The sequence below is a fragment of the Collinsella sp. TF10-11AT genome (genome assembly GCF_003437565.1).
Taxonomy (GTDB): Bacteria; Actinomycetota; Coriobacteriia; order Coriobacteriales; family Coriobacteriaceae; genus Collinsella.
Genome location: NZ_QSQW01000006.1, coordinates 1 through 26,996, shown reverse-complemented (window position 1 = coordinate 26,996; position 26,996 = coordinate 1). Strand labels below are relative to the sequence as shown.

Annotated in this window: 36 protein-coding genes, 2 tRNA genes and 1 pseudogene; 4 read left to right on the top strand and 35 right to left on the bottom strand. The window is 58.2% G+C overall.

The features are described 5' to 3' along the window. Position 1 precedes the first annotated feature (1 nt). From DXC99_RS05425 to DXC99_RS05340, 18 genes are all read right to left on the bottom strand, one after another. Positions 2–274 (bottom strand): hypothetical protein, encoded by a 273-nt coding sequence (locus DXC99_RS05425; RefSeq protein ID WP_117629520.1) that lies wholly within the window; start codon positions 272–274, stop codon positions 2–4. Continuing rightward, positions 258–608: a hypothetical protein gene (locus DXC99_RS05420; protein WP_117629519.1), complete on the bottom strand. Its 351-nt coding sequence runs from the start codon at positions 606–608 to the stop codon at positions 258–260. The genes DXC99_RS05425 and DXC99_RS05420 overlap by 17 nt, the downstream gene beginning before the upstream one ends. Next, positions 605–1,117 (bottom strand): hypothetical protein, encoded by a 513-nt coding sequence (locus tag DXC99_RS05415; RefSeq protein WP_117629518.1) that lies wholly within the window; start codon positions 1,115–1,117, stop codon positions 605–607. Before DXC99_RS05415 ends, DXC99_RS05420 begins: the two co-directional genes overlap by 4 nt. Then, positions 1,114–1,359, bottom strand: a complete 246-nt coding sequence (locus DXC99_RS05410; protein ID WP_117629517.1) for a hypothetical protein — start codon at positions 1,357–1,359, stop codon at positions 1,114–1,116. The genes DXC99_RS05415 and DXC99_RS05410 overlap by 4 nt, the downstream gene beginning before the upstream one ends. Next, positions 1,356–1,742, bottom strand: coding sequence for a hypothetical protein (locus tag DXC99_RS05405; protein ID WP_117629516.1), 387 nt, complete (start codon positions 1,740–1,742; stop codon positions 1,356–1,358). Before DXC99_RS05405 ends, DXC99_RS05410 begins: the two co-directional genes overlap by 4 nt. Then, entirely contained in the window at positions 1,732–2,025 is a 294-nt protein-coding gene (locus tag DXC99_RS05400; RefSeq protein WP_117629515.1) for a hypothetical protein, read from the bottom strand. Before DXC99_RS05400 ends, DXC99_RS05405 begins: the two co-directional genes overlap by 11 nt. A 152-nt stretch (positions 2,026–2,177) precedes the next feature. Continuing rightward, entirely contained in the window at positions 2,178–2,456 is a 279-nt protein-coding gene (locus tag DXC99_RS05395; protein ID WP_117629514.1) for a hypothetical protein, read from the bottom strand. A gap of 10 nt (positions 2,457–2,466) precedes the next feature. Continuing rightward, the gene (locus DXC99_RS05390) at positions 2,467–3,018 is read right to left on the bottom strand and encodes a hypothetical protein (protein WP_147329340.1); all 552 of its coding nucleotides are present in this window, start codon (positions 3,016–3,018) and stop codon (positions 2,467–2,469) included. Further along, positions 3,002–3,259, bottom strand: coding sequence for a hypothetical protein (locus DXC99_RS05385; protein WP_117629512.1), 258 nt, complete (start codon positions 3,257–3,259; stop codon positions 3,002–3,004). Before DXC99_RS05385 ends, DXC99_RS05390 begins: the two co-directional genes overlap by 17 nt. After that, entirely contained in the window at positions 3,256–3,438 is a 183-nt protein-coding gene (locus DXC99_RS10630; protein WP_369831454.1) for a Lar family restriction alleviation protein, read from the bottom strand. The genes DXC99_RS05385 and DXC99_RS10630 overlap by 4 nt, the downstream gene beginning before the upstream one ends. Before the next feature lie 249 nt (positions 3,439–3,687). Further along, positions 3,688–4,128 (bottom strand): hypothetical protein, encoded by a 441-nt coding sequence (locus DXC99_RS05375; RefSeq protein WP_117629510.1) that lies wholly within the window; start codon positions 4,126–4,128, stop codon positions 3,688–3,690. After that, positions 4,118–4,648 carry a hypothetical protein gene (locus tag DXC99_RS05370; protein WP_117629509.1) on the bottom strand — a complete coding sequence of 177 codons (531 nt, stop codon included), beginning with the start codon at positions 4,646–4,648 and terminating at the stop codon, positions 4,118–4,120. Before DXC99_RS05370 ends, DXC99_RS05375 begins: the two co-directional genes overlap by 11 nt. Then, complete coding sequence (locus tag DXC99_RS05365; protein ID WP_158551658.1) at positions 4,641–4,820, bottom strand: hypothetical protein; 180 nt, start codon at positions 4,818–4,820, stop codon at positions 4,641–4,643. Before DXC99_RS05365 ends, DXC99_RS05370 begins: the two co-directional genes overlap by 8 nt. 303 nt (positions 4,821–5,123) lie before the next feature. Continuing rightward, positions 5,124–5,411, bottom strand: coding sequence for a hypothetical protein (locus DXC99_RS05360; RefSeq protein WP_117629507.1), 288 nt, complete (start codon positions 5,409–5,411; stop codon positions 5,124–5,126). Next, the gene (locus tag DXC99_RS05355; protein WP_117629506.1) at positions 5,398–5,622 is read right to left on the bottom strand and encodes a hypothetical protein; all 225 of its coding nucleotides are present in this window, start codon (positions 5,620–5,622) and stop codon (positions 5,398–5,400) included. Before DXC99_RS05355 ends, DXC99_RS05360 begins: the two co-directional genes overlap by 14 nt. Next, on the bottom strand, positions 5,622–6,095 hold the full coding sequence (locus DXC99_RS05350; protein ID WP_117629505.1) for a hypothetical protein: 474 nt from the start codon (positions 6,093–6,095) through the stop codon (positions 5,622–5,624). The genes DXC99_RS05355 and DXC99_RS05350 overlap by 1 nt, the downstream gene beginning before the upstream one ends. A 102-nt stretch (positions 6,096–6,197) precedes the next feature. Continuing rightward, entirely contained in the window at positions 6,198–6,395 is a 198-nt protein-coding gene (locus DXC99_RS05345; RefSeq protein WP_117629504.1) for a hypothetical protein, read from the bottom strand. A 227-nt stretch (positions 6,396–6,622) separates the two neighbouring features. Continuing rightward, positions 6,623–6,826 (bottom strand): helix-turn-helix domain-containing protein, encoded by a 204-nt coding sequence (locus DXC99_RS05340; protein ID WP_117629503.1) that lies wholly within the window; start codon positions 6,824–6,826, stop codon positions 6,623–6,625. A 135-nt stretch (positions 6,827–6,961) separates the two neighbouring features. On the opposite strand from DXC99_RS05340, the gene DXC99_RS05335 reads away from it, so the two are divergent. The 3 genes and pseudogenes from DXC99_RS05335 to DXC99_RS10625 form a co-directional block, all read left to right on the top strand. Continuing rightward, a complete protein-coding gene (locus DXC99_RS05335; RefSeq protein ID WP_199408873.1) occupies positions 6,962–7,207 on the top strand; it encodes a helix-turn-helix transcriptional regulator in 246 nt (81 codons plus the stop codon). Further along, positions 7,186–7,425: a helix-turn-helix domain-containing protein gene (locus DXC99_RS05330; RefSeq protein WP_117629502.1), complete on the top strand. Its 240-nt coding sequence runs from the start codon at positions 7,186–7,188 to the stop codon at positions 7,423–7,425. The genes DXC99_RS05335 and DXC99_RS05330 overlap by 22 nt, the downstream gene beginning before the upstream one ends. 59 nt (positions 7,426–7,484) lie before the next feature. Then, a pseudogene (locus tag DXC99_RS10625) lies at positions 7,485–8,198 on the top strand (recombinase family protein); the annotation flags it as partial. Positions 8,199–8,459: 261 nt separating this feature from the next. Here DXC99_RS10625 and DXC99_RS05315 read toward each other — a convergent pair. From DXC99_RS05315 to DXC99_RS05305, 3 genes are all read right to left on the bottom strand, one after another. Continuing rightward, entirely contained in the window at positions 8,460–8,765 is a 306-nt protein-coding gene (locus DXC99_RS05315; protein WP_117629500.1) for a hypothetical protein, read from the bottom strand. 152 nt (positions 8,766–8,917) lie between these two features. After that, positions 8,918–8,994 (bottom strand) — tRNA-Glu (locus DXC99_RS05310). Positions 8,995–9,011: 17 nt separating this feature from the next. Continuing rightward, positions 9,012–9,085 (bottom strand) — tRNA-Gln (locus tag DXC99_RS05305). 266 nt (positions 9,086–9,351) lie between these two features. On the opposite strand from DXC99_RS05305, the gene DXC99_RS05300 reads away from it, so the two are divergent. Further along, the gene (locus DXC99_RS05300) at positions 9,352–9,762 is read left to right on the top strand and encodes a hypothetical protein (protein ID WP_117629499.1); all 411 of its coding nucleotides are present in this window, start codon (positions 9,352–9,354) and stop codon (positions 9,760–9,762) included. A gap of 72 nt (positions 9,763–9,834) precedes the next feature. Here the strand turns inward: DXC99_RS05300 and DXC99_RS05295 are convergent, their stop codons facing one another. From DXC99_RS05295 to DXC99_RS05230, 14 genes are all read right to left on the bottom strand, one after another. After that, positions 9,835–10,194, bottom strand: coding sequence for an arsenate reductase family protein (locus DXC99_RS05295; RefSeq protein WP_117583016.1), 360 nt, complete (start codon positions 10,192–10,194; stop codon positions 9,835–9,837). Positions 10,195–10,316: 122 nt separating this feature from the next. Continuing rightward, positions 10,317–10,898 carry a VanZ family protein gene (locus DXC99_RS05290; RefSeq protein ID WP_158551657.1) on the bottom strand — a complete coding sequence of 194 codons (582 nt, stop codon included), beginning with the start codon at positions 10,896–10,898 and terminating at the stop codon, positions 10,317–10,319. Between the two features lie 104 nt (positions 10,899–11,002). Then, a complete protein-coding gene (locus DXC99_RS05285) occupies positions 11,003–11,608 on the bottom strand; it encodes a recombinase family protein (protein ID WP_117629497.1) in 606 nt (201 codons plus the stop codon). 177 nt (positions 11,609–11,785) lie between these two features. Next, positions 11,786–13,921: a ribonuclease R family protein gene (locus tag DXC99_RS05280; protein ID WP_117629496.1), complete on the bottom strand. Its 2,136-nt coding sequence runs from the start codon at positions 13,919–13,921 to the stop codon at positions 11,786–11,788. A gap of 135 nt (positions 13,922–14,056) precedes the next feature. After that, positions 14,057–14,977, bottom strand: a complete 921-nt coding sequence (gene ftsX, locus DXC99_RS05275; protein ID WP_099432018.1) for a permease-like cell division protein FtsX — start codon at positions 14,975–14,977, stop codon at positions 14,057–14,059. Beyond that, positions 14,964–16,184: a cell division ATP-binding protein FtsE gene (gene ftsE, locus DXC99_RS05270; protein WP_117629495.1), complete on the bottom strand. Its 1,221-nt coding sequence runs from the start codon at positions 16,182–16,184 to the stop codon at positions 14,964–14,966. The genes ftsX and ftsE overlap by 14 nt, the downstream gene beginning before the upstream one ends. Positions 16,185–16,634: 450 nt before the next feature. Beyond that, the gene (locus DXC99_RS05265; RefSeq protein WP_117583024.1) at positions 16,635–17,576 is read right to left on the bottom strand and encodes a transketolase family protein; all 942 of its coding nucleotides are present in this window, start codon (positions 17,574–17,576) and stop codon (positions 16,635–16,637) included. Between the two features lies 1 nt (position 17,577). Then, on the bottom strand, positions 17,578–18,408 hold the full coding sequence (locus DXC99_RS05260; RefSeq protein ID WP_099432020.1) for a transketolase: 831 nt from the start codon (positions 18,406–18,408) through the stop codon (positions 17,578–17,580). 208 nt (positions 18,409–18,616) lie between these two features. Further along, positions 18,617–19,507: a YitT family protein gene (locus DXC99_RS05255; RefSeq protein WP_117583025.1), complete on the bottom strand. Its 891-nt coding sequence runs from the start codon at positions 19,505–19,507 to the stop codon at positions 18,617–18,619. Between the two features lie 130 nt (positions 19,508–19,637). Next, positions 19,638–20,786: a peptide chain release factor 2 gene (gene prfB, locus DXC99_RS05250; RefSeq protein WP_117583026.1), complete on the bottom strand. Its 1,149-nt coding sequence runs from the start codon at positions 20,784–20,786 to the stop codon at positions 19,638–19,640. Continuing rightward, complete coding sequence (gene secA / locus DXC99_RS05245) at positions 20,786–23,593, bottom strand: preprotein translocase subunit SecA (protein WP_117583027.1); 2,808 nt, start codon at positions 23,591–23,593, stop codon at positions 20,786–20,788. The genes prfB and secA overlap by 1 nt, the downstream gene beginning before the upstream one ends. Positions 23,594–23,939: 346 nt before the next feature. Further along, positions 23,940–24,365 carry a 50S ribosomal protein L31 gene (rpmE, locus tag DXC99_RS05240; protein WP_006235303.1) on the bottom strand — a complete coding sequence of 142 codons (426 nt, stop codon included), beginning with the start codon at positions 24,363–24,365 and terminating at the stop codon, positions 23,940–23,942. Between the two features lie 367 nt (positions 24,366–24,732). Further along, positions 24,733–25,077 (bottom strand): hypothetical protein, encoded by a 345-nt coding sequence (locus DXC99_RS05235; RefSeq protein ID WP_006235302.1) that lies wholly within the window; start codon positions 25,075–25,077, stop codon positions 24,733–24,735. A 1-nt stretch (position 25,078) separates the two neighbouring features. Next, positions 25,079–26,767, bottom strand: coding sequence for an ATP-binding cassette domain-containing protein (locus tag DXC99_RS05230; RefSeq protein ID WP_158551656.1), 1,689 nt, complete (start codon positions 26,765–26,767; stop codon positions 25,079–25,081). Positions 26,768–26,996 lie beyond the last annotated feature (229 nt).

The window sequence follows — 26,996 nt, the reverse complement described above, 5'->3', positions numbered from 1 at the left end:
GTCAGTCCTCGGGCTTGGGGGCAGTCGTGCCCCTGATCAGAATGCTCGCCAAGCAGACCAGCGGGTCGACCTCACTATTGCTAAGGTCGATATTCTTTTTGCTGAGGTTGACAAGCGCGTCACATGTCTCGGCGATCAGGCTGTAGCACATGCCGCACGTCACGGCAGCGGCAGCGTCTTTCAGCGGCGGTAGATTGTCTGCCGAAAAATCCCTCGCGGCGACGGCAATCGTATTGCAGTTCGAGATAAAGAGGTCGCTACTGGCAGTCATCATCGCTCACCTCGATTTGACCGACGCGCAGACCGCGGATGATTGTCGGGATAGTCTCAATGTCGAGCGACTGGTCGCGATTCATATTCTCAATTGAGGCCTTGAAGGTATTCTCGATAATGTCGCAGACGAGCTCGCGCGCATCGTGCGGGGCATCACCCATCTCCATGCCTGCGATCTCCTTGCAGAGAGCATCGCAGGTCGAGGTGACGGCATAGGCGATCTCGGGATACTTTACCGGCGTGCCGTCCTCAGCCTTGATTGACGGCATGCACAGGCAGGCATCGGCACCGACCGTGAGAATCAGTCCCAGGATATAGTCGGTCGTGAGAGTCATAATTTGATAACTCCTTTGTTTGTGTTTGCCGGAATGGGAACGTTTGTTCCCATGACCTGAACAATTTCTGCCGGACTGTCGACCGGCACGATCTTGATATGGACGCCGGGGTTTTGCCTGTCGATGGCGACCATGGGTATAACGGTCAGCCACTTTTGCGAATCGTCCACGATGGCGCCGGCTCCCACGCTCTTGCTGCCGCGCGGGCGGCTCAGGCCGTCGAGCACCCATTTGAGACCGCCGTAAACATTGGGAATGTCTCGGCGGCGGTCGCGCTCGATGAATGTGACGTAGACGAGACAATGGGTCTCAGGCGGTCTCCAAGCCGCCTGCCGCATGGCGAGCGATGCATAATCGGCAACTAGAGTCACGTTCTCACGCTCACGCGCGGCACCGGTATAGCGGGACGTGTTGACGGCCTTTATGTACTCATTCCAGCCGTCAACGTGAGTACGCTCGCCTTTGGGACTGAGCCGGTTTGACGGCACAAAGAACTCGAGTGGCCTCATACGAATCGCGATCCGCAGCACGAGCAATAGACATCGTCGCAAGAGACCTCTTGGTTGCACTCGCTACACGTGAAAATCACTGTATCGTTGACAAAATCTTTCATCATGTCCTTGCTCGCCGTGCGCTCGGGCCTGTAGACCTTTCCGCTGGTAACTTTGATAAAGTCAGGGTCGCGCGCACAATCGATTTCAATTGAAAGCTCAGTATCGTCCAGCGCCTGCTTAATCTCGTCATCCGTCATTCCCATACTCCAATCGCTCGCTTGATTCGCTCGGCTATCAGGGCGCAGCTCGCGCCGGTCGCCACGGGATCAGGAATGTCCCCGAGCGCCGACAGGTCGCCCACGAGCTTTTCAAGCGCATCGAGGTCGGCTTTTACGTAGCTCGCGCCCTCGTACTGGATGATGTCGGGCGAGCCGCCGTCAAATGCAAGCCCGGAGATGGACAGCGCTGTTGTTGCACGATTTGGAGGCATTCTTTTAATCGCAATGCGACCGTTATCGACCTCTTTGTAGCCAGAGCCGGTGGAGTCGACATAGACCTTGTCTTTGTAGAGAATCACGCTTGGGCTGTCGGTGTCGCCGTCGAGTGTCGGTAGCGACAGAATGTTCTTTCTACGCTCCATAGATCTTGTCCTCCAAGGCATTGACTCGGCGCTTGAGCGTGTCGATCTCGCCGCGCATCTTGATAATTCGGTACCTGCTCGTCTCGACAATCGCGTAAATCGGCTCGAGGGTCTTTTTGAGCACGATGAGGAAAACCATTGCCGTCACTGCCGCCGCCGCACTCACGACTGAGCAGATCATTGAGAGCACACCTGCCGGCACACCCAGATAAAGCGCAATCACGACCAAAACGGCAATCGTCGCGAATGCGAATGCGAAGCTGTCAACAACTAAAGATTTCATCTATCTCCTATCCCCACCACTCGCGCATCGGCGGTGATGGATGCTTGTGATTGGGCCAATCGGACTCTTGCACGGTCGGCATCGTGTCGTTGCCTGTCAGGTGAAGGAAAAGATTGACGATGCCAAAATCGGTCTCGACTGGCTTTTCGCTCTTAAATGGGGCTCGTCGAGCCGTCGTTTTTGGGAAATGCGTACTCACTGAAAATCCCTTCCGCACCGATGACCTGGACGGCATTTACGTGAACGCATCGCACGTCTCCAGTCTCAAACATCACGATCGCTCGCGGGTGAGACTCTTGTCCTGCCGGAAAGCCGTTGATAAGAGGCGAGGCCGGATGGGTCCAGGCCTCAACCGCGAAGTCAATGAGCAGCGCCCGCGCCTTTTCGCCCGGCATCTCGCTCACGTAACATGGAGTCAGTTGGTTATTCATAATCAGTCCCCTAAAATGTTTTGCCTGATGAAAGCGGTGGTCCGCTCAGCGAATGTCCAGGCATCTGATACCACGGTCTGTCGCTGACTGCCGGGACATGCCCTCGCGTATTTCGTGGCTCTAAAATCGAATCATCGATAACAGCATTGATTTCTGTGATAAAAGAGCCAGAGTAGTCTCTGTAGCCAAAGCCTGAATTGCAAAGACTTTGGCGCGACTCGCGAGCGCATGCGCACTTCTTGGCATCGTCCTGATTGGCGAATGCAATGACAGGCTCATTCCAGGCGTCCTCCCACTCGCCCCCGCAGTCATTGACGAGATAGAGCTTGACCTTGCGTTTGCCTGTCGGCTTGGCGTGCCGACCGCTGTATGGGTCGATAAGCTCGGCGAGTCGATAGACAGAATCCGCTGTGAACCAAGGGTTGTAATCAGAGTCAAGGCCAAGCACGCGCTCGACCTCATCTGGGCAAATCAGGTCGAATTGATCAGATTTCTTAACATTCAGAATGCGCAAGTTCTCAGCCACCATATGGCGCAAAGCATTGCTAATCATCAGCTTCACCGACTCGATCGCCACAAGAGCTAATGAGATCAGCCAACTGATAGACGGACTCTGCTGTGTACAAGCAATCACCATCAGTTTCAAGACCGAGAACGTCTTCGACATCGCCCCGATAAATCATGTCGAAAGAGTCTGATTCTCTGACCGGCAAAATCCGCAAGCACTCAGCGAGCACATGGCGCGACGACCCGTTAATCATCTTGACGCTCTCCACTTTCACACTGCTCGTATCGGTAATCATTTCGCCCTCCTATTCCATGCTTCGACAGCACGTTCTTTCGTTTCGTATGCCGGAAGCGGCACGGCCTGCATATGACAGCGTTCATTGCCACAGCATTTCACCGAATAGCCTGACCAGACCTTATAAAGCTCAGCACTGCCTCCGCAGAACGGGCATGGCTTAAGCTTAATTTCGCTCATTCGTCCACCACCGCCCTGCTCGTGACTAAGCATCTTTGTCCTCCTCGTACTCGCAAAATCGGGTGCCACGGACGTTTTCGAGCAGAGCGTATACATGGTTCGTACAGTTCAGCCTGTTGGTATGCTCAAGGTATCTAGCAGAGGTGCATCTTGGTTCGCCGTGATAGCCAACGCATTTGGCACACGTGGCACAAGTGGGAATCCTGAGCCTGCGATGATTGATAATCATGCGCTTAATCGGATTAGTCATCAGCACTCCTTTCTAGCCACACAGAGACACTCCTTACTAACTATCTGCCTCTCACCTAAAAACTCCGCTCCGCATTCCGGGCAAAACTTAGGTACGAATGCCCCCATGTCTCCAAAGCCGATGTACTCCCAAAGCCGACCGTGCCATCCACAATCAGAGCATTCGAAAAAGCCGTCTTGCATCGGCTGAGTCGGGTTGAACGGGTCCGGCTGGTGCTTAACCAGGTCTTTGCAAGCTGGCACGTCTATGAGATCAGCGATGTAGTCATAAGGGCATTCCCACGGATTGAGGCACTCGGGATAATCGATATCCAGCACCTCAAACAGTTCTTCGACAGACCAGTTAGGCTCGGAGCCGTCTGGATGCAGCAGCGAACATTCAATCAAGTCAAACTTTTCGCGCAGCTTACTCGCAATCCTGCGGCGCACATCATTCATCATCTGTCACCACCTCTGCACCGCAGTAGGGACAGAATCGGAATGGAATCTCAACCTGAGTATCTTTGCCAAAGGAGTGCGCCATAAACGGTCTGCGCGTGAATGTCTGACCGCAATTCGAGCAGGCGTAACCGATCCGCTCGGGTGTGCCATAAAAGGTGCAGGTGGGACGGTCAATCAAATCGGCCAGGCGATAGAAAAGCGCACCACTCTCGCCGCATTTGACTGCTCTGGTAATCTCCAACAGATAGACTGCCGCCGCGAACAGTTTGCCCTGCGGAGGCTTCTCGTTGTCCATCTCCTTGCGGCGATGGCGCAACCTTGCGGCGATCTCACGGCGCTCATTATCGGCAATCGCTTGTCGAGCGCCAGTATTCTCACTGCTGGCGCTGCTCGGACGCTGTTTGTATTTCTCGCACGCACCGTGTTCCAGGCTTCCAATGCAGAATCCGTCGAGCTTGCAGATGCTGCCGTCGAGCCTGGCACATGTCGCGCAGGTCTTTTTGTTTTCATTGTTAGTCATTGACGAGCTTCTTTCCACAGAACATGCAGTACCTGATGTGCTCGATGTGCCCCAACGCTGTTACGTTGGCGGTCATGCTGTCACAAATCGACGTGCCGTCAGAAATACTGAGCTCTGTATCGGTATCGATTTCGACCTTGACCGTCGGCTCGCCATCGTAGCCGCGCATCATGGTCATAGTCCCAATTGGTGCCGCGAAGTAATCGCGATGCGGAATGTTGTACACAGGTGCGACTTTTGGTCCGTCGCAGAAAAAGCAGCTCATTCGATACCACCTTGCAATTTGCATCCGCAATCAGGACAGTACGTTGCATCACTCATGTACAGCGCGGCGCACATACACTCAGAGCAGGCCGTGCGACCGTCTTTATCTACGATGAGGTGGCCTGTCCGCTCTCTCATCCACCTACTGCCGTCACCGTCGAGCACGACAACGTCAGCGGTCGAGCGATATGGAAGATGCTGCTCACTAGCGCTAGTCATTGACAATCTCCACTCCACAGTAGGGGCAATACTCAAACCGAATTTCGTTGGGCCACTCGCCGCCGCATTTCTCGCAAATGAAAGAGTTGTCGTCGTACATGATGTTGCAAGTGAGTGGCGGGTCAATCAGGTCGGCAAGGCGGTGCATTACGCCACGCCAACTCGAATCCTCGGCGTCTGTAATCCTGGCGAGCGTGCGTTGCAAGCTCTCGCCATCCAGCGAGTCGTTTGCCTTACGTCGCAATTCGCCGGCGATCGCCCTTCTGTCATTCGTCGGCATTGATGATCCTCTTTCCACAGTGGGGGCAATTTATTGGCAAGCAGCCCATGACTTCGCAGAACACTCCGGCAAGCTCAGACCAAGTCAGATCTGGATTCCTGCGCATCGCATTGGCAATCGCAGTTGCAACAGGCTGCTCATCAAGCATTCTTTTAACGACAGGGCGAAGCTGGAGCTTTAATTCCTTGCGCTCTTTCTCGGTAAGGACCATCAGACCTCACCTCGAATCGAGTAGTTATACAGGTGACGGTCGTAGCTAATTCCAAGCTGCCTTACAATCTCATCAATTGAATTGGAGAATGGCATTCTCTTGACGCTCGCGACTTGCTCGGTCACATCAGCTATGTCCTTTGACAGGTCATAGCGATACACAAAGCAAAAGGCCGAGCGCCACCTTATGTCTGCGGCGTCCTTGCTCTCGAAATGCTTGATCAGGTAGGCATCGCCGCGCTTGTTAGCCAAAATAGCTTCGCGATAAATGCCCATGCCCTCCTCGATGACCTCGATTGAGGTGACCTTGAAAACGCTATCTTTTTCGGCGTAGAAACAAAAACCATCGCCTTTGCAGGTCACTCTCACTTCTCTCCCGAAGCGATTGCAACCGTTGCAGAGGTATTTATTTGCTAATGTGCGCATCGTGTAGGTCTCGTACTTGCACGAGCCTGGTATGCAATCCTCACTCATTTCGCTACCTCCTTGCTTGCTTTCCATTGCTCGAATTCCTTACGGGTCTCGTCATTGGCAAACCACTCGGCCAGCTCGCGCTTGAAGCGCTCGGCGAATTCATCAGTGCTCATAATGTCCCTCGCAAAGCTCGAGCTCGTGGCGCATCATGAGCCAAAAGGCGAGCATGATTGCACCGATCATGACAAAGATGAGCGCCATGTTGAGCACGGGCGGCAGGCTGTCGATGAAGGTACAGACCGGTTCGACCATGAGCATGAGTGCAAAGAAAGCAGCGGATGTTACAATTGCTTTGGTCATTTTGCTTACCAGCTTTCCTTTGACCGCGGCCTGGTGGTGTTGCAGCACTACTAGGCCATTTCTTTTATGGATGATCGCCACACCGTGTGACACGGCATCAGGTTGACTACCGGATGAAAGGAGCGATCCGGCTTGCCGTTGAGCCACCTTGCGATTGGCCTGCCATGGCACACGTACTAACCACTGCCAAAAGGTCGTGTCACGCGGTGTGGCGATCAGGTAGCGAGCTAAGCCGCCTCGTCCTCAAGGTCGCTTAATTCACATCCAACAATTTCAGCGACCGAGCAGACCTCCCTCCAACGCCAAGACGTTTTCCCACGCAATTTGTTGTTGAGGGATGTTGTTGAAATGTTGAGCATGTTTGCGAGCGACTTCTTGCTATTGCCGGTCTTTTGAAGCCACACAGCAATCTTTTCAGCAATCCTATCCATGTTCTCACCTCCCAGAGTGTCGTATTGGACACTACATAGTGTAGTGTCGTATTGGACACTTTTCAATAAGAAAATTGTCGTATTGGCAACTTTTTTGTTCGGCGCTAAAATATATCTAGGCAAAGGAGGTCTCGGATGTCATTCGCAAAAGCTCTCGATAGAGCTCTTAAGATAAAGGGATTGAAGCCTGCTGATATCGTTAGCGAAGAGGTGAGCGCATCGTATATATCAAAGCTTCTCTTAGGACGAATAGCTGACCCAACTTGGCAAAAGGCTCTGACGATGATTAAAGCTCTCGGCATGACCGTTGATGAATTCAGTGAGCTTGAAGCTCGATTAGAAGGTGAACCAAATAAATCATGTCTTTTGGGAAAACACTGAAACACGTGCTGGATGAGCGGGGTTTGCGCGCAATTGATCTCGCAGATGAGAGCCTGTCGACGCAGTACCTCTCAAAACTGATTACCGGCCGTACAAAAAGCCCTACATGGGATAAAGCTCTAAACATCATCGAAAAGCTTGGTATGACACCATCAGAATTCAGATCGCTTGAGATCAAATATGACGGTATGGAGCATCATAAAAGAAAAGCCCACTGAGTGGTCAAGACTCAGCAGGCTTTAGTCCAGTCCCAAACGGCAGAACGGACAATCACATTATGTCAGAAAAAGCGGTGATTTACGCGAGATTTAGCTCAGATAAGCAGCGCGAGGAATCGATTGAGGACCAAGTGCGCGTCTGTGCCCAATTCGCGGCATCCAAGGGCTTTGAGATTGTAAAGACCTATACGGACGAGGCGCGATCCGGTACCAATGCAGTCGGGCGCCCTGGGTTTCAAAAAATGATTCTCGATGCCCAGGCACAGCGCTGGACGAAGGTAATCGTCTACAAAACCGACCGTTTTGCACGCTCACGCTACGATTCCGCCGTCTATAAGGCGAAACTGCGTAAGTGCGGCGTGGAGATCGTAACCGCCGCCGAATCGGTGCCGGACGGTCCCGACGGCATCATCCTCGAATCTGTGCTTGAGGGAATGGCCGAATACTACAGCGCCAACCTCGCGCAAAACGTCAAGCGCGGGATGGAAGGAAACGCTCTCAAATGCAAGCACAACGGCGTCTCAATCTTTGGGTATGACCGTGGCGCAGATGGATACTATGCCGTCAACGAGCATGAGGCAGCAGGCGTGCGCATGGCCTTTGACATGTGCGCTGCCGGCGAGACAAAAGCCGAGATCATGCGCAGGCTCAACGGCCTTGGCTATAAGACCGTCACCGGCAGGCCGTTTAGCAACGAAGCGGTGAGCAGGCTGCTCAACTGTGAACGCTACATCGGCACCTACACCTGGGGCGATTTCAGGAAAGAAAACGGCATGCCGTCCATCATCAATCGCGACCTTTGGGACAGCGCTCATGCGCACATGGCGTCCAGAGGTCGCAAAAGGCGAGGCAAGATGAATGCTGAGTATCTGTTGTCGGGGAAGATTTATGACGCCGACGGCAATCAATTCGAGAGCGATTGCGGATATGGCGAGAACGGCAAGCAGTATCACTACTACCGCTGCCGTAAAACCAAGGTGTCGATGCGCCGTGACGAGGTTGAGGACAAGGTGATCGGCGCATGCGCGCGCCTGCTAAAGGAGAATCCAGATCTGGACGAGCGTATAGTCGACATGGTACTCGCGCGCCAGGACAAAGACGCCGAGCAGGAGATTACCGCGCGTGAAGCCCTGAGACGCCGAATAACGGACGTTGAGCGTGAGATTGATAACGCTATCGACCTTGCCTGCAAGCTCGGCTCTACGGACCGAATGGCGGTCAAAATCAACGGATTGCAAGACGAGCTCATGGCGCTCAAGGCCGAGCTCGATGAGATTAAGCGCGGAGCGCCGCTCATCGACCGAGACATGATCCTCTTTGCGCTCTACAAGATGCGCCAATCGGATGGTCCCCGCGGGATGGTCGCCGCTTTCGTCGACCGAGTGACGGTCAACGAGGACGGGAGCCTGCTGGTACAGTTCATTTTGTGCCGTTCTACCAGTGAAAACAAAAAACCCGAACCCTCCAATGGAGAGTTCGGGAAAATCAGCTGTGGTAGCCCGTACCAGATTCGAACTGGTGATCTCCGCCTTGAGAGGGCGGCGTCCTAAACCGCTAGACGAACGGGCCATATGTAGCAAATGCAATGGCTGGGATGGAGGGAGTCGAACCCCCATTGACGGAACCAGAATCCGCTGTCCTGCCATTAGACGACATCCCAATGACTGCATCGCTGCGCTCGGCTGTGCCTTTGCGCAAGAAAGAAATATACGGGAAGTCCCGCCGTGACGCAAGCCCTAATTTTGACTTTTTTGAAATTCAGCCAAATACGGCCGACACGTGAAGGACCTGTGAAGTCGACCGCTGCACACGAAGGGCAAAACGCCGCGAGCGGTAGCCGTCAACCGTTGGCAGATTCTACCGCGAAAACGATAGCACCAGGCAACACAATCGAAGTATCAATGATCACGTAGATATCGAGGCGCCATGGACGAAGAGCTTGATTACCTATGGGAGACCCTGGGCCTCGAGATCACTGCTGACCTTTGGCCCGAACGGGACAAAATCCATCCCACCCTGCGCCCCGCCATCACGGTGATGCAGGCAAAATACCGCCGTGCATCCTTTTTGATCATGCGGATGTCATGGCACGCGGGACTCCCCGACCTTAAGCGAATCCAGGCAAGCCTCGTCGAGCTGTCCGGTATGCCGACTGTCATATCCGAGGCGCACCTGGAGCAGCGCCAACGCGAGCGACTGCAACAGCAGCGGATTCCCTTTATCTGCCCCGGTGTTCAGGCATATCTGCCCTTTATGGACGAGGAGTACTGGAGCGGCAAGCCCAACAAGCACGTAAAGGTCTACGGTCCGCACGAATGGGCACAGCTCAAGGATTGAGCCGAGCGAGCCCTCCGATGGAAAACACGTCCCACCCCGAGCGCTCAAAACGGGTCGCACTTTCCGCAGCCGCTACAGCAGCGCCTCGGTCCAAGCTGCTTCCCTAAAGCCGGGAATCGCAAAGTCGTCGCCCACCAACAGCGGACGCTTGACCAGCATGCCGTCGGTCGCCAGCAGCTCGTAGCACTCCCGATCCGTCATGCCCGCATCTAGACGCGCCTTCAGGCCCAGCTCTCGATATTTCATGCCCGACGAATTAAAGAAGCGCCGCACCGGCAGTCCCGAACGAGCAATCCAGGTCGCAAGCTCATCAGCCGTGGGATTGTCCAAAACGATATCGCGGTCGATATACTCTACCCCGTGTTCGTCCAGCCATGCCTTGGCCTTCTTACAGGTCGAGCACTTGGGATATTCAACAAACAGTACGGTCATGGGATTTCCTTTCTTAGAGAAAACAGGTGTCCGGAAAACTGCACATCGACGACCACTCGCGATTGCAGCCGTTATTGTAGCCAATGTCGAAGCATAGGCAGTCGCGATGTCTCGTCTTAAGGCTAGCGCCTCGCATGGGCGCCGATCGGCCGAGTCGCATAGCGCACCAACGCCGCTGCCAGCAATACCAACAGCATGGCGGTGACATAGCCCGCAGCATCGAATCCTAAATCGATAACGTCGAAATGCCTGCCGGGAACAAAGATCTTATGTACCTGATCGCCAACGGAGCAGACGGCGCAAAAGAGCAACACGGGCACGCAACGGGAGCATACGCTCCAAGGACGCCTGGAAAAGCAAACCACGACCACCGAGGCGAACAATCCGACGAAGAAAAACTCTACGGTATGGGCAACGCGACGGACGTTCGTGCCCACCCACATGCGAATGGAAGCAAGTCGGCCAGACCGGACATTCGAAGCAGCCGAATCGGTGCCCCCGGTCATCCCGTTCTCGGTCTGAGCTTCACCCGCGACATCGGCAGCCTGAACGCCCGTAGCCTGACCCTCCACCACGCGCGCGGTGGACTCGCTCAGCAACGACGTCTCCACCGCATTTTGCTCCGTCAGCACCCAGATGCCCGCCAGCGTTGCAGCGAACAGAATGATCGCGGTCCATCCGATTATTTGTTTTACGCGCGCCAAGGGCCTACCTCCTTTTTTGAATATCAGCGAGTGTAGCCCCAAATGGCATCGTCACCGTATCAAAATTTGAATCGCAACAGGAAGCGACAAAGCGACGCAAACCCCTACCCCGCCTCGCGCATCCAGCGATCGAACGTCCCCACGCACACGCCCAGGCACTTTGCCGCCTGGCTGCGGGTAATATCGCCCGCCTCATAGCTATCGCGCACCAGCTCAAACTGAGGAGGGCACGGCTTGCGAGGTCGACCGAAACGGACCCCTCGCGCCCGCGCCGCTGCAATCCCCTCCGCCTGGCGCCGATGAATATTCTCGCGCTCCACCTGCGCCACGTAGCTCAGCAGTTGTAGCACAATATCGGCAATCAGGGTATTGGTCACATCCGGCGCGCCGCTGGCCCTGGCGCGCGTGTCAAGCAATGGCATGTCCAACACCACAATGGCAACCCCGAGCTCCTTGGTAATGCGTCGCCATTCCTCAAGAATCTCGGAGTAATTACGGCCAAGCCGGTCGATAGAAAGCACCACCAGCACGTCCCCGTCTCCCAGGATGTGCAGCAGCTCGCGATACCGCGGGCGATCGAAGTCCTTGCCGCTCGCATGGTCGGCATAAATATTCGCCGAGCCCACGCCATAGGCGCCCAGCGCATCCAGCTGCCGATTTAGATTCTGATCGCGCGAACTCACCCGCGCATAACCATACACCGTCGCCATCTCATCCCCGCTTTCTTGTAAACCTGCCAAAAAGGGACAGGTTTATTTTGGTAGGTTTTACCTCTCGAATAGCAGGTAAGCGGGCGGCCGAGCGGACGGCAAGGTAGCTATGATCCAAATGCGGAGGGCGGCCCCGAAAGACCGCCCTCCGCTCTCCCGCCATGAGTCGAGATTTGGCTAATGGATAAGCTTAAAGTCCAAGTGCCCACGCGTGGTATTGACGCGCGAAACCTCGATAATCACGCGCTGGCCCAGTTCATAGCGAGTCCCCGTGTCGGCGCCCGTCAGCGTAAGCGCATCCTCGTCGAACTCGAACCACTCGTTGCCCAGACTCTTGATCGAAACCAAGCCTTCGACCTGCGTCAGGTCCAAGCGCACAAAGAGGCCCATGCTGCTGACCCATGAGACCGTTCCGGCATAGCGCTCGCCCAGGCGATCCTCATAGTACTGGGCAATCTTGATCTTTTGCGTCGCATGGCTAGCGGCATCTGCCGCGCGCTCGGCATCGCTGCATGCGCGGCAGATCTGCGGCAGAATGCGCGGCAGCGACTCGCGCCCCTTGCCGATCAGCCGCGGTGTACGGACCAGGGCGTCCTTGCCGCCGAGCTGCTCATAGGCCAACTGCAGTTTGAGCACGCGGTGCACCACCAGATCGGGGTAGCGACGGATGGGACTCGTAAAGTGACAGTAGCACGGCGCGGCGAGCGCAAAGTGGCCCTCGTTGCGCGGCTTGTACAGTGCGCGCTGCATGCTGCGCAGAAGCAGCGTGTTGACGAGCGGTGCGTTGGCCGTACCGGCGGCAGCATCAACTGCAGCCTGTAGCTCATCGGGACTCCCCAGGGCGATACCGGCAGCACGGCGATCGTCGATGATGCCCAGCTGCGCCAGCGCAACGGCGGCACCGTGCAGGCTATCGGGGCTCGGATCCTCATGCACGCGATAGCAGGCCTCGATATCACGGTCTGCCAGCCACTCTGCAACGCACTCGTTGGCGAGTAGCATGGCTTCCTCGATAAGCGACGTGGCACACGAACGCTCGCGCGCCACAATCTGCACGGGTACTCCGTCCTCATCCAATAGAGCGCGAATCTCGGCCGTGTCAAAATCGACTGAGCCGCGGGCACGACGAATACGACGGCGAAGTTCGGCGAGTTCGTTGGCGGCGACAAGGAAATCGCCGAGGTCGACGTTATAGCCGCGAGCAGTTTCCTCGCACGCAAGACCGCGCTCAAGCGCCTCCTCGCGCGAGGCCTCAGCAGCCGCAACATCCTCAGCGGCGCCTTCCAGCACCGAATACTCAACCGCGTCGGCACGCACCAGCAGCGCCTCGGCGCCGTCATAGTCCATACGCACACGCGAGCGAATCACGCTGGGGTACGGATCGTAATGCCGCACGCGACCCTGCGCATCGAGCTCAATGTCAACGGTAAACGCAAGACGGTCCTCGTCAGGGCGAAGCGAGCATAGGTCACAGGACAGGCGTTCGGGCAGCATGGGAAGCACGCGATCGGCCAGATACACCGATGTCGTACGATGGCGAGCCTCAAGATCGATATGCCCGTCCCAAGCCACATAGTGAGAAACGTCAGCGATATGCACACCCAGCTTGTAGCCACCCTCGGGCGTGCGCTCAAGCGAAATGGCATCGTCAAAGTCGCGCGCGTCGACCGGGTCGATCGTGATGACAAAGCGGTCGCGCAGATCGCGGCGGAGCGGGTCCTTAAGCGCCGCGGACACATCGAGCGAAAGCCCCTCGGCCTCGTCCAGCGCGGCCTCGGGATAGCTATCGGTATAGCCGTAACGCGCCATCACGTATTGAACGCCCAAATCGGGCGCGTCATCTCCGCCAATGCGGCGTTCGATCGTCACGGTGCCCGATTCCAGGCGCGTCGGGTAGGTCAAAATGCGCGCGACAACGGCATCACCCGGGTGGACGCCCAGACGATCCGCCGAGGTATCCTCGGGCAGAATGAAGAAGTCGGCCTTCAGGCGCGAATCGAGCGGCTCGATCACACCGAGCGGACCAGCGGTCTGGTACGTACCCACCACGCTTATGGCTGCGCGCTCAACCACGCCTTCGATCACGGCGCGCCGCTCACCGTGCGGGCTGTTCTTAATGCTCACGGCTACGGTATCGCCATCCATGATCTCGCGCTTACCGCGGCCCATGACCTTGTAGTCGCCGTTTTCGGTTACAACGTAGGCGCTATGCTCATGGAGCTGCACGCGCCCGGTCAGGCTCGGACGGCGTTCGCTGCGCACCGGCCCGCGCTTATTGCGAGCTCCACGCTTATGCTTGTTATTGCGCCCCATGGCGCCTCCTAACTATCGATTGCGAACTCCAAAGAGTCTACCCAAATGATCCGTTTTCCTGCCGTCCCCTAGGGATCAAAAAACGGGCCGCCCCGCAAGAGACGACCCGTTGGAAGGGATGAATTCCAGGCATGCCTACACGCGCAGGTAGCGGCGCATGGCGATGGCAGAACCAAAGAGACCGATAATCACGCCGACCAGAATCAGCGCAGCATAGGTCACCAGGTAGTACTGCATCGGCAGGGCAAACGACATCCAGCCGATGCTCTCCTGCAAACGCGGAATCATCAGATTGCGCAGCAGCTCCAGAACGCCGATGGAAAGCAGCGAGCCCAAAATGGCCTGCAGTACGCCCTCGGTGATAAACGGGCCGCGAATGAAGCCGTTGCTGGCGCCGACCAGACGCATAATCGCAATCTCACGACGACGCGCCGTGATGGACAGGCGAATCGTGTTGTTGATGAAGATGAATGCGATAAAGGTCAAAAGGCCAACGAGCACCACGGCGGCGATGCGGATGTAGTTGGTCACCTGGAACAGGCGGCTCACTTCCTCCTGGCCGTACAGCACGCTCGCGTTGACGTCGCCGTCATCCGCGATCTTCTGGAAGTCGGCGTTCTTCTTGAGCTTCTGGGCCGTGCTCTCGACCTTGGACGGATCGTCCATCTCAATTGCAAACGAAGCCGGCAGCGGGTTCTGGCCATCGAGCGCGCTCATGGTGGCGTCGGCGTTGCCCGACATCTTGCTCGTATACTCGGCCAGCGCGTCGTCCTTGTCCTTGTACGTCACGGACTTGACGTTGCTCCACGTCTTGAGCTCAGCCTCAAAGGCCTGAACATCTGCCTGGTCGGCGTCATCGCTAATAAAGGCGTTGATGACGACCTGATCCTCGACGGTGCCGATCACGGAGTTCAGCATCGCGGAGCCCATGATGAACAGGCCGATGATAAACAGCGAAAGGAAGATCGTGATGACGGCGCCGAGCGAGGTAGTCCAGTTACGGAAGAAGTGACTGATTGCCTCTTTGAAGGAGTAGCCCACGTTAGTTGGTGCCATAGTTGCCGTAACCTCCCCTCTCCTGGTCGCGGATAACGTGGCCGCCCTCGAGGGCGATCACGCGACGGTGCATGCTATCGACCATCTCGCGGTCGTGCGTGGCGACGATCACGGTGGTGCCGGTGCGGTTAATACGCTCGAGCAGCTTCATGATGCCCAGCGAGATCGCCGGGTCGAGGTTACCCGTGGGCTCGTCGCAGATCAGCAGCGGCGGACGGTTGACCATAGCGCGGGCGACGGCGACGCGCTGCTGCTCGCCACCGGAAAGCTGGTCGGGCAGCGAGTCCATCTGATCGGCCAGACCGACCAGACGCAGCACCTCCGGCACCTGGCTGCGAATGACGCCCTTGGGCTTGCCGATGCACTGCAGAGCAAACGCCACGTTTTCGTAGGCGGTTTTTTGCGGCAGGAGCTTAAAGTCCTGGAACACGGCGCCAATCTGGCGGCGCAGGAACGGAACCTTGCGGTTCTTGATCTTCATGAGGTCCTGACCGGCAACCAGGATGCGACCGCTCGTCGGCTTGACGTCGCGGTTGAGCGTCGACAGCAGCGTGGTCTTACCCGAGCCGGAGTGACCGACCAGGAAGACGAACTCGCCCGGATAGATCTCGATGTTGATGTCGTCGAGTGCAGGCTTGTTGGGCTGTGCCGGATAGATCTTGGTGACATGCTCCATAAGGATGACGGGCTCGACACCGGCCTGCTTGGCCATCTTCTTGCGGCTGGCCTGCGGATCGATGGGCGCAAACACCGACGTAAAATCGGGGTTGTTGAGCGCGTTATCGAGGCTTGCGACCTCGGCCGCCTGATCGCTCTCGACCACCGGGGCAGCAGGCTGCGTGGGGTCGGGAATAGCGGCAAAGAGACCGGACTGCGCAGGCTGAGGAGCCGGTGTCGCAGGGGCCATGGGGTCGGGAATGCCGGCCATGGTAGGCTGCGGCGTGGCAGCGCCAGCCTGAGGCTGCTCCACGCGAGCGGTCACGGCCTGAACGGGCTCAAAACCCGCCGTGCCGGAAAGCGCGACATCGCTGGTGGGATTGTAGGCAAAGGGATCGGATGCCGGCTGTGCCTGATCTGCCGGCTGAGCGGGGGCCTGAGCAACAAGCTGGCCCTCTGAATCCGGAGTGGCGAAACGACTGCCCTGGACGCCTGTCTGCGTCTTGGGGGCATCATCGCCCGCACCGGAGGTACGGAAGTGGTTACCCACTGGTGCTCCTTATCGTCGTGCGTTTAAACTACATGAGCGCTTTGTATTTTAGCAGCATTAGCTTTGCTGCACATAAGAAGCATGGCGGGGTTTGGGTCTCACCGGCCGGGCGCAGGGTTACCTCCCAAATCGTCCTCGCGCATGGCCGGCATTTGTCCTGCTCCTGCGGAGCTGCGGACAAACGCCGGCCTGCGCTGCGGAAAGATTTGGGAGGTAACCCTGCGCCCGGCCTGCGGCTACTATGGGGCCGACGCACCAACTTGAGATGCTGCGCATACAAAATTGGAAGGGTCTGAATTGCACTTTGCTGGGATGGGCTCGTTTCCCCATGGGAACTTTGCTTGGCAGGACTCTAATTTAAATTCAGCATAAACAGGGGCGCCCTCTTTGAGGACGCCCCTGTTCTGGCTTGTTTGCGGTTGTCGACGCGATACTTTGCCTCGTCTTGCCTTATGCCAAGAACTCCTTGGTGGTCGCCACGATGTTGGCGGCGTCCAGGCCGTACTTGTGCAGGAGCTCGGCACCCGGGCCGGACTCGCCGAAGGTGTCGTTGACGCCAATCTTCTTGAGCGGCGTCGGGCACTGCTCACACAGAACGTCGGCAACGGCGCTGCCCAGGCCACCGATCACGGAGTGCTCCTCGACGGTCACGACGTGACCGGTCTTGGTGGCGCTCTTGACGATCAGGTCGGCGTCGATGGGCTTGATGGTGTGCATGTTGATGACCTCGGCATCGATGCCCTCGGCAGCGAGCTGCTCGGCGGCCTCGAGGGCCTCGCCGACCATTAGGCCGCAGGCGATGATGGTGACGTCGGTGCCCTCGCGCATGACGATGCCCTTGCCTACCTCGAACTTGTAGGTCTCGGGGTCGTTGATGACCGGCGAGGCCAGACGGGCAAAGCGCATGTACACGGGGCCGTCGCACTCGTAGGCGGCGCACGTCACGGCACGAGCCTCCACGTCGTCGGCGGGAACGATAACGGTCATGCCGGGGATGACGCGCATGAGGGCGATATCCTCGCAGCACTGGTGCGTGGCGCCGTCCTCGCCCACCGAGATACCGGCGTGCGTGGCACCGATCTTAACGTTAAGGTGCGGATAGCCGATGGAGTTGCGGACCTGCTCAAAGGCGCGGCCAGCGGCAAACATGGCAAAGGTGCTCGCAAAAGCAACGCGGCCGGTGGTCGCGATACCGGCGGCAACACCCATCAGATTGCTCTCGGCAATGCCCACATCGAAGAAGCGGTCGGGGCAGGCTGCCTTAAACTTGCCGGTCTGCGTGGCGGCGGCCAGGTCGGCATCGAGGACCACAAAGTCATCGTGCTCGTTGGCGAGCTCGACGAGGGCCTCACCGTAGCTTACGCGCGTGGCGATTTTCTTGACGTCTGCCATCCTAGAGCTCCTCTCCGGCGGCCGTGAGCTCTGCCATGGCCTGCTCAAACTGTTCATCGTTGGGGGCCTTGCCGTGCCAACCCACCTGGTTCTCCATAAAGGAAACGCCCTTGCCCTTGGTGGTCTCGGCGATGATGGCGGTCGGCTGACCCTTGGTGGCGCGGGCCTCGGCAAAGGCGGCGCGGATCTGATCGAAATCGTTGCCGTCGGCGAGCTCCACCACGTGGAACTTGAAGGCGCGGAACTTGTCGGCGAGCGGCATGGGGTCGTTGACCTCCTCGACGGGGCCGTCGATCTGCAGGCCGTTGTGGTCGACGATCACGCAGAGGTTGTCAAGCTGCTGGTTGCCGGCAAACATGGCGGCCTCCCAAACCTGGCCCTCCTCGCTCTCGCCGTCGCCCAGCAGGGCGTAGGTGCGATAGTCGTCGCCCCAGTGCTTGGCGGCAACGGCCATGCCCACGGCGGCGGAGATGCCCTGGCCGAGCGAACCGGTGGACATATCGACGCCCGGGGTGTCGTTCATGTTGGGGTGACCCTGCAGGTGGCTGCCGATGTGGCGCAGCGTCTCGAGATCCTCCTTGGGGAAGAATCCGCGCTCGGCGAGCACAGCGTACAGACCAGGCGCGCAATGACCCTTGGAAAGCACGAAGCGATCGCGGTCGGCCTTGCGGGGGTCGGCCGGGTCGACGTTCATTTCCTCAAAGTACAGATAGGTCATGATGTCGGCAGCGCCGAGCGAACCGCCCGGATGGCCGGACTTGGCAGCGTGCACGCCGGTGACGATGCCCTTCCTTACCTCGTTGGCAACCTTTTTGAGCTCTTCGTCGCTCATTGTGCCTTCCTTTCATCCTCTTAAGACAAGATGCGCACGGCACGGAAAGGTAGTCCCAACACAGCCGCGATGCACGTACGTCATTCATTATGCTGGAAACTGGAAGCTTTACCAGAGTATTTATCATTATTTGAACAATTGAGCAGGCAGAACCGCTGATGAAACGGTTTATCAATGTGAACGTCTTTTGGATGGAACGCAGTCGGCCCTACGCGTTAATGTCCTTGAATCCCTCACCGAAGGTTTCCGTAACGTCGGCGACCGTCACAATGGCGTGAGGATCGCGCTCGCGCACGATCGTTTTGAGGGTGTTGAGCTCGCGGCGGCTCACAATGACCATGATCACCGGCTTCTCGGCACCCGAGTACATGCCGGTCGCCCTAAACTTGGTGCAGCCGCGGCCCAGGCCATACATGATGTCGGCCGCGATATCGGGAAACTTGTCCGAGATGATGAGCACCATACGGCGCCTGTTGCCACCGTCGACCACGGCATCGATCACGTAGCCGCTAATGACCATCGAAAGGCCCGCATACAGCGCGTTTTCGACCGAAAAGACCGGGGCCGACAGCGCGCACACGGCAACATCGATCGCCATGACGGTCGAGCCAACCGGCAGCGATGTGTTGCGCGAGATGATCTGGCCGATCGTGTCAGAGCCGCCAGTGTTGGCACCGGCGCGCAACACCATGCCATACCCGATGCCCGTGATAATGCCGCCCCACATAGCGGGCAGCATCAGGTCGGCATGTGCCAGCGGCGCCACAAACGGAGCGAACAGGTCGGTGAAAAAACCCAGCAGCACAAAACCGGTCGCCGTCTGCACCACGTAGAACATGCCACCCTCGCGCATAACAACCAGCAGCAGCAAGGCATTCATCACGATGGTCTGGATACCGACGGGAAGCGATATGCCATGCGAGGCGCCGACCGCCTGAATAATGGTGGCAAGGCCTGTGACGCCGCCGGCGGCAAGGCCGTTGGGGATCAAAAACAAGTCTGTCGCGATAGCTGCCAGGGCGCAGCCAAACATAATCTTGGGCAAGTCATGAAAGAAGTTCATCGAAAGAATGCGCTTGATGTCCAGACGATATGCCATGCTGCCTCCCTCAAAAAAGCGCACCCAAACGAGTGCGCTTTGAACTTCTTGCTGTATTCGATTCTACCGATTCACCGGGCAAATACCACCCCTGCGCAGTGTTTGCATCGACCCGGAGCCAATCATGTGCCTAGGCAGACGATGCTTCCGCATCGGCGTTGCCGGTTGCCCAACGATGGTAGCCGATCACAAACGGATCCAGATCGCCATCGTCGAGAACGGCCTCGACGTTGCTGGTCTCCACGCCCGTGCGCAGGTCCTTGACCATCTGATACGGGTAGAGCACGTAGCTGCGAATCTGGTTGCCAAAACCGATCGTGGTCTTGGGCCCGCGAATCTCATCCAGGGCCTCGGCGCGCTTCTCGAGCTCGATCTCGTACAGACGGGCCTTGAGAATCTGCATGCACGCGGCCTTGTTTTGAATCTGGCTGCGCTCGTTTTGGCAAGTGACAACGATGCCGCTGGGAAAATGCGTCACGCGTACGGCAGAGTCGGTGGTGTTGACGCCCTGGCCGCCCGGACCGCTCGCGTGATACACGTCCACGCGGATATCGTCGGGACTGATCTCGATGTCGATATCGTCAGGCAACACGGGAATGACCTCGACGCCGGCAAACGTGGTCTGGCGGCGCTTCTTATCATCGGTGGGGCTGATGCGTACCAGGCGGTGAACGCCGGCCTCGGCGCGCAGCATGCCAAACGCGTCCTTGCCCTCGACGGTAAAGGTCGCACGGTCGATGCCGATGACCTCAGCCGCGGGGCAGTCGTTAATGGTGACCTTCCAGCCGCGACGCTGGCAGTACTTCATGTACATCTTAAAGAGCATGAAGGTCCAGTCCTGTGCCTCCAGGCCACCCTGTCCGGGCTTGATGGTCACAATCGCGTCGCCGTGATCGAACTCACCGGTAAACCAGCTCGAAAGCTCGAGCTCGTCGATAGCGCGGGCCAGGCGTTCTGCCGTAGCGGCAGCCTCCTCGCGCAATGCGGCGGCATCGGGGTCGTCGCCCATCTCCTCGGCAAGCTCCAGCGCCGCGCGGGCGTCAGATAGCTCGCCGCGCGCGGTATCCACGGCAGCGATATCTTCCTTGGCGCGAGCGATCTCCTCCATGGTGGCGCGAGCGGCGTCGGCGTCATCCCAAAAGCCGGGGGCCACGCTTTTTGCCTCGAGCTCGGTCACGCGCGTGCGCTTCTCGTCCAAATGAAGATACGACTCGACCTCGCCGAGCCGGTCCGCAAACGCGTCCAGCTCGGCGGGCGTTACCTCTAAAGCCTCGGCCATTAACGATTCCTGCCGTGGCAGTACTTGAACTTCTTGCCGCTGCCGCAGGGGCAAAGGTCGTTGCGGCCCACGTTGACATAAGGGTCATCGCTCTCGGACTTGCGGTAGGTGGTCACCTTGCCGCCGTTGTTGACAGCAGCCGGGCCTCCCTGGACGGCCGTACGAGCCTGAACCTGTGCCTGCTTGCGCAGCACCGAGCTGCCGTTGTCGCCATCGACGTCGGCGGGGCCGGAGAAGCGCGCACCCTCGAGCGCGGGGTCCTCCTTGTGCTCCACGGCCTGCGGGGCGGCCTTGATCTCGATGCGCAGAACGGTGCGCAGGTAATCCTCGTACATGGTGTCAACGAGCATCTGGAAGGCACCATAAGCCTCAGTCTTGTACTCGACCAGCGGGTCGCGCTGGCCAAAGCCGCGCAGTCCGATACCGGTCTTGAGGTAGTCCATCTCCTGCAGGTAGTTCATCCAGCGGGTATCGATGACGCGCAGCATGACCTGGGTGTTGAGCTCGCGCATGAGGTCCTCACCCAGGCGCTCGGCCTTCATGTTGTAGCACTTCTCAACGTAGGCCAGGACATCGGCAGCCAGGGCCTCGAAGTCCTCGTCGGGGAACTTGGGCGTGTCGATATGCCCGGTGAGCTCCACGACCCACTTGCGCAGGCCCTCGAGATCGCGCTCGCCATCGTGGCTGTCCTTGGTGCAGAACTCCTGAACACAGCGGTACACGGTATCGTGCATGACCTCGGTGATGTGATCGGTCAGGTCCTTGCCGTCCAGAATCTTGTTGCGCTCGGCGTAGATGACCTGGCGCTGCTTGTTCATGACGTCGTCGTACTCAAGAACGCTCTTGCGCATGGAGAAGTTGATGCTCTCGACCTTGTGCTGGGCGTTCTCGACGGCCTTGGAGATGATCTTGTGCTGGATGGGCATGTCGTCGCCCATGTCGGCGGTAACCATCATCTTGGAAACGCGGTCCATCTTGTCGCCGCCGAACAGGCGCATGAGGTCGTCCTCGAGCGACAGGTAGAACTGAGTCTCGCCCGGATCGCCCTGACGACCGGAGCGGCCACGCAGCTGGTTGTCGATACGACGGGACTCATGGCGCTCGGTGCCGATGACGGTCAGGCCGCCGGCGGCAAGCACGCGCTCGCGTTCGGCCTTGCAGGTCTCCTTGGCCTCAGCGTTAAACTGCTCGAGCTGCTCGGGCGTCACGTCCTCCATGGTCAGGCCCTCGTACTCAAGGCGCTCGCGCACCAGCTCGTCGGGATTGCCACCCAGCAGGATGTCGGTACCACGACCGGCCATGTTAGTAGCGATGGTCACGGCGCCGTAGCGTCCGGCCTGGGCAACGATATGAGCCTCGCGCTCGTGATGCTTAGCGTTGAGGACCTCGTGCGCGATACCGCGCTTGGTAAGGGCGGCCGACAGCTTCTCGGAGCTTTCGATGGAGACGGTGCCCACCAGGACCGGCTGGCCCTTGGCGTGACGTCGCTCGACGTCGTCGGCAACGGCGTTGTACTTGGCCTGGATGGTGCGGTACACCAGGTCCTCGTGGTCGACACGCTGAACGGGCTTGTTGGAGGGGATAACCTCGACGGGCAGCTTGTAGATCTCGCGGAACTCGGCATCCTCGGTGAGTGCCGTACCGGTCATGCCGGAGAGCTTGTCATACAGACGGAAGTAGTTCTGCAAGGTGATGGTGGCCAGCGTCTGGTTCTCCTCGCGCACGAGCACGCCCTCTTTGGCCTCGATGGCCTGATGCAGGCCCTCGGAGTAGCGGCGGCCTTCCATGATGCGGCCGGTGAACTCGTCGACGATCTTGACCTCGCCGTTGGTGACCACGTACTGCTTGTCGCGGTGGAACATGTACTGGGCCTTCAGCGCCTGCTGCAGGTGGTTGACCAGCTGACCGGAGAGATCGGCATAGATGTCATCGATACCCAGGCGGCGCTCAATCTTCTTAAGGCCGCGCTCGGTGGCGGCGATAGTGTGCTTGGCCTCGTCCATGACGTAGTCGCCCGTGGGCTCTACGTCCTCGGTGGCGGTGAGCATGTCGTGCGAGACGTCCTCGCCGCGCTCAAGGCCGCGCACGGCACGCGCGAAATCCTTGTAGGTGCTGGCGGACTTGGTGCCGGCACCCGAGATGATGAGCGGGGTACGTGCCTCGTCGATCAGGATGGAGTCGACCTCGTCGACGATGGCGTAATGGTGGCCGCGCTGCACGCGCTGCTCGGGGCGAGTGACCATGTTGTCGCGCAGGTAATCGAAACCGAACTCGGAGTTGGTGCCGTAGGTGACGTCTGCCTGGTAGGCCGGACGCTTGAGCTCGAGCGGCATGTTGTTCTGGAGCAGACCGACGGTCATTCCCAGGTACTTGTAGATGCGGCCCATCCACTCGGAGTCGCGCTTGGCCAGGTAATCGTTGACGGTAACGACGTGTACACCCTTGCCGGCAATAGCGTTGAGGTAGCCGGCCAGCGTGGAGACCAGGGTCTTGCCTTCGCCGGTCTTCATCTCGGCGATATGCCCCTCGTGCAGTGCCATGGCGCCAATGAGCTGCACGTCAAAGTGACGCATGCCCGTGATGCGCTTGGAAGCCTCACGCACGGTGGCAAAAGCCTCGGGGAGCATGTCGTCGAGCGACTCGCCGTTGGCGTAACGCTCACGGAACTTATCGGTCTGGGCGCGGAGCTCTTCCTCGGTCATCTTCTCAAACTGGGGCTCAAGACCGTTGATCTGATCGACGATCTTGTAGTAGCGCTTAAGGTCCTTATCGGATCCAAAGGACAGCAGCTTTGACATGAATCCCATGTGGTTTTCCTTTTTGGCCATCGCCCACGCCATGCAGCCTCGGGCGAGTTAAACACAGATAAATGTACTTTAGCCAAACAGGACGCGGCCTATACGGTCGACCTCGACCGCCACGTAATAACTACGACCCGACCGACCTGCCAAAAAGGGACTGGTTTATTTTGGCAGGTTTTATCTGGGAAAACGCCGTCACTCTGCCATTTGGTGCAAACCAACCTGTCCCCTTCGCACCAATCTGGTGCAATGGGGACGAGCTAGCTTGCACCAATAAAAAGAAAAGGGCCGCGCACCCGAACGGATGCACGGCCCTTATGCCATGAATGCGAGCGATTCCGCGGCGAGCTATTTACTCAGCAGCCTCGGTGGTCTCGGCCTCGGCAGCGGCCTCCTCGACGGGAGCCTCTGCGGGAGCCTCGGCGGCCTGCTTGGCAGCCTCCTCGGCAAACTTAGCGGCACGCTTAGCCTTCTCGGCAGCCTTAGCCTCAGCGGCGGCCTTGCGAGCAGCCTCGGCCTCAGCAGCCTTGGCGGCCTTGGCAGCCTTGGCCTCCTCAGCCTTCTTGAGCTGGGCGGCAGCGGCGCCACCGAACTTGTCGGCGAAGCGCTGGACGCGTCCACCGGTGTCGACGAACTTCTGCTGGCCGGTGTAGAACGGGTGGCACTCGTTGCAAAGCTCGACCTTCATCTCGGACACGGTAGCGTGCGTCTTGAAGGTGTTGCCGCAGGAGCACGTCACCGTGCACTCGACATACTGGGGATGGATACCCTGCTTCATGGTAGGACTCCTTATTGGTCAGGCGCTGGTTACCGATCAGCGCATAAGGCGTCTTGGTTTCCGACCAAGACAACAAACTCGGCTATGGTACCACGGCGCCGCGCGTCCCACAAAAGGTTCACGGTCTTTTCGGAACGACACGAATCTGACCCATCGAAACACATCTCCACCGTTCCTTCAACTGGGAAAATGCCGTCCCCGGGGCCTGAGAAGGGCCCCGGGGACGTTCGACTGACTGCGGGAACGGCCTTTCCGCTCAATGTGTTCGGCTGAGATCGGAAATCAACCAAACTGAACTAGGTTCAGTTGACATGGTTAAAAACGAGGGGCGACGCTTTTGCGTCACCCCTCGTCCCGGCCGGTTGCTTTAGTTGTACACACGGTAGTTACACTTGAACTGGGTTATGTGTCCATAGTTGGAGCGGTACCAACCCGACGTATAGCTGATTGCCTCTGCGCCTAGATAGTCGTAGCCCTTGTTGTAGCGAAGCTGACGGTAGGTCGTGTCGTACTCTGCTACGTAAAACGTGTCTCCAGAGAAGGCTTTGTACCGGTCTTTAACCGTCGAAGCCATGTACGCGGGTTCGACATCGCCTTTCTCTCCGTTGAGCGCATAGACGGGTGCCGCGATTCCGCATAAAGCCGTTGCCACGAGGATGGCGTAGACAGCCATGCGCGACGCATTGGACTTCAGCTGTTCAAATAGTTTCATGTCATTCATCTCCCTCGTATGTATCGAGGTATTCCTGCTTGAGCGTCTGCGAGGACGACTCGATCTTTTCCACGAGCGTGCCGGCCTCGATGAAGTAGAACGAGTCGGTGAGGTCTGCCAGGTCGTCGAGCAGATGGCTTGAAATGAGCACGCTGCGTCCCCGCGCCACCTCGCTGCGCATCGCGTCGCAGGAGGTTTTCCGTTTTCCCGGATCGAGGCCGTTCAGCGGTTCATCGAGGATGAGGTACGGGCAATCGGTCGCTATCGCCATGGCAAGCTTTACCTGCTGCTTCATTCCTGTCGAGAGTTTACGGGTCGGCTTGTCGAGATATGGGGAGATTCCGAGGGAGTCGCAGAGCGAGTCGATGTCGGCGGCCGATTTCCACGCCTCCCTAACGAAAGCAAGGTGCTCGATGGCCGATAGCGTGGGATAGAGATCCGCGCCGCCCGAAGAGCTCAGGTAGACGAGTTCTGCAAATTCGGCTGATCGACGTTGGCAGATTCCGTCTGCCGCCAGGCTTCCCGAGCGGATGCGGGTGGGAAATTGGCCCGACAGCGCTTCAAGAAGGGTGGTTTTCCCCGAGCCGTTGGGAGCAACGAGGCCCGCCGCCGTTCCCGGGCTCAGGAAAAGCGACCCGATTGAAAGTATCGTCGTGCTTCCGTATCCCACGCTCGCGTCTAGAAGCTCGAGCCCATGGTGCTTTTCCGCGGGTCCAGGCTGTTTGGGGGAACGTGTCGCAACGGCGCCGACCGTAAAAAAGACCGCGACGTATGCCAGGGCCACGGCAAGCATCGATGCGCTGCCTGAACCGGAGCCAATGAATTCTGTCGGGAAGCATCCTACGTAACCCGTTGCCTCGATAGGCGAGAACACGGCCAGCGGCAGGAGATTGAGCGCGGCGTTATGCTCCAGTGCCGAATCGGACAGCAACGGGAATGCCGGGGCCGCGACAAGCAGCGCGGAGGTAAGGGGGCCCGCGAGGACGCGCCTCGTTGCGGTCGATAGGACGGCGGAGCAAACGGATATCAAGGTTCCGCCCGCAAGCAGCGCGAGAAGCAGGGCTGTGAAGACGTTTCCCGCGGTCGTGGTGGTAAGCGCGCCGTCATGGAAGAAGGCGATCGGGTACCCAATTTGCCCGAAGCCGTTTAGGGCCAAGGCGTAAATGCCCCCGGGTGCGAGGCCGGCGAGGAGCATCGCGGTCCCCGCGACGATTATCGAAAACACGATCTGGATAAGGCGCCGGAATTTGGGCACGGGCGCCTTCGCCGCCAGGGTCGCAGGCCTTGTGGCCCCGAGCAGGAGTATCGACGAGAGAAGGAAGGGGATGAAGGGAAGGAAAGACGGCGCCATGGCAATGGCGTAAGGCAGGAAGGAAAGGAATGGCAGATCGCTTGCGGAGGCTGGAATGTGCGTGATGCCGGAACTGCTCAGAGCACGGCAATATGCGAGTGCCGCGTCATTGGTCTCTCGGTCTCCCACGATGGATCCGGATTGGAAGCCTTCGTCCATGAGCGCGTAGTAGCTCTCGGCAGAATCGAGAAAGGCGGCGTCGGTTTGAGCGGCAAGAGCGGCGTTCGCGTATCTTGCAAGCTCCGCGTCGACTTGCTGCTCTGGCGATAGGTCTATGCCGTTGGCTTGGGGTGCGCGCGTATTGAATGCGTCGACAAAGCTCTGCATGCCCTGCTTCATAAAGAAGGGTCCGTAAATGGGTGAATTGAACGCAATGGGGATGGAGAAGGCCGCGGCAAGAACGAGCGTAGAGATCCATACGGCCCTGTCTCTTAGGATTAGTTTGAGAAGAAGTCGACAGTACATTCAGAAGCACCTACGTTCCTCAAAGAATCGTTAGATTAAAAGTAACAGACCGGATGAAGATACGTGCGACGGGGGCGAGGCGAATGGCTGAGCGGTATCGATA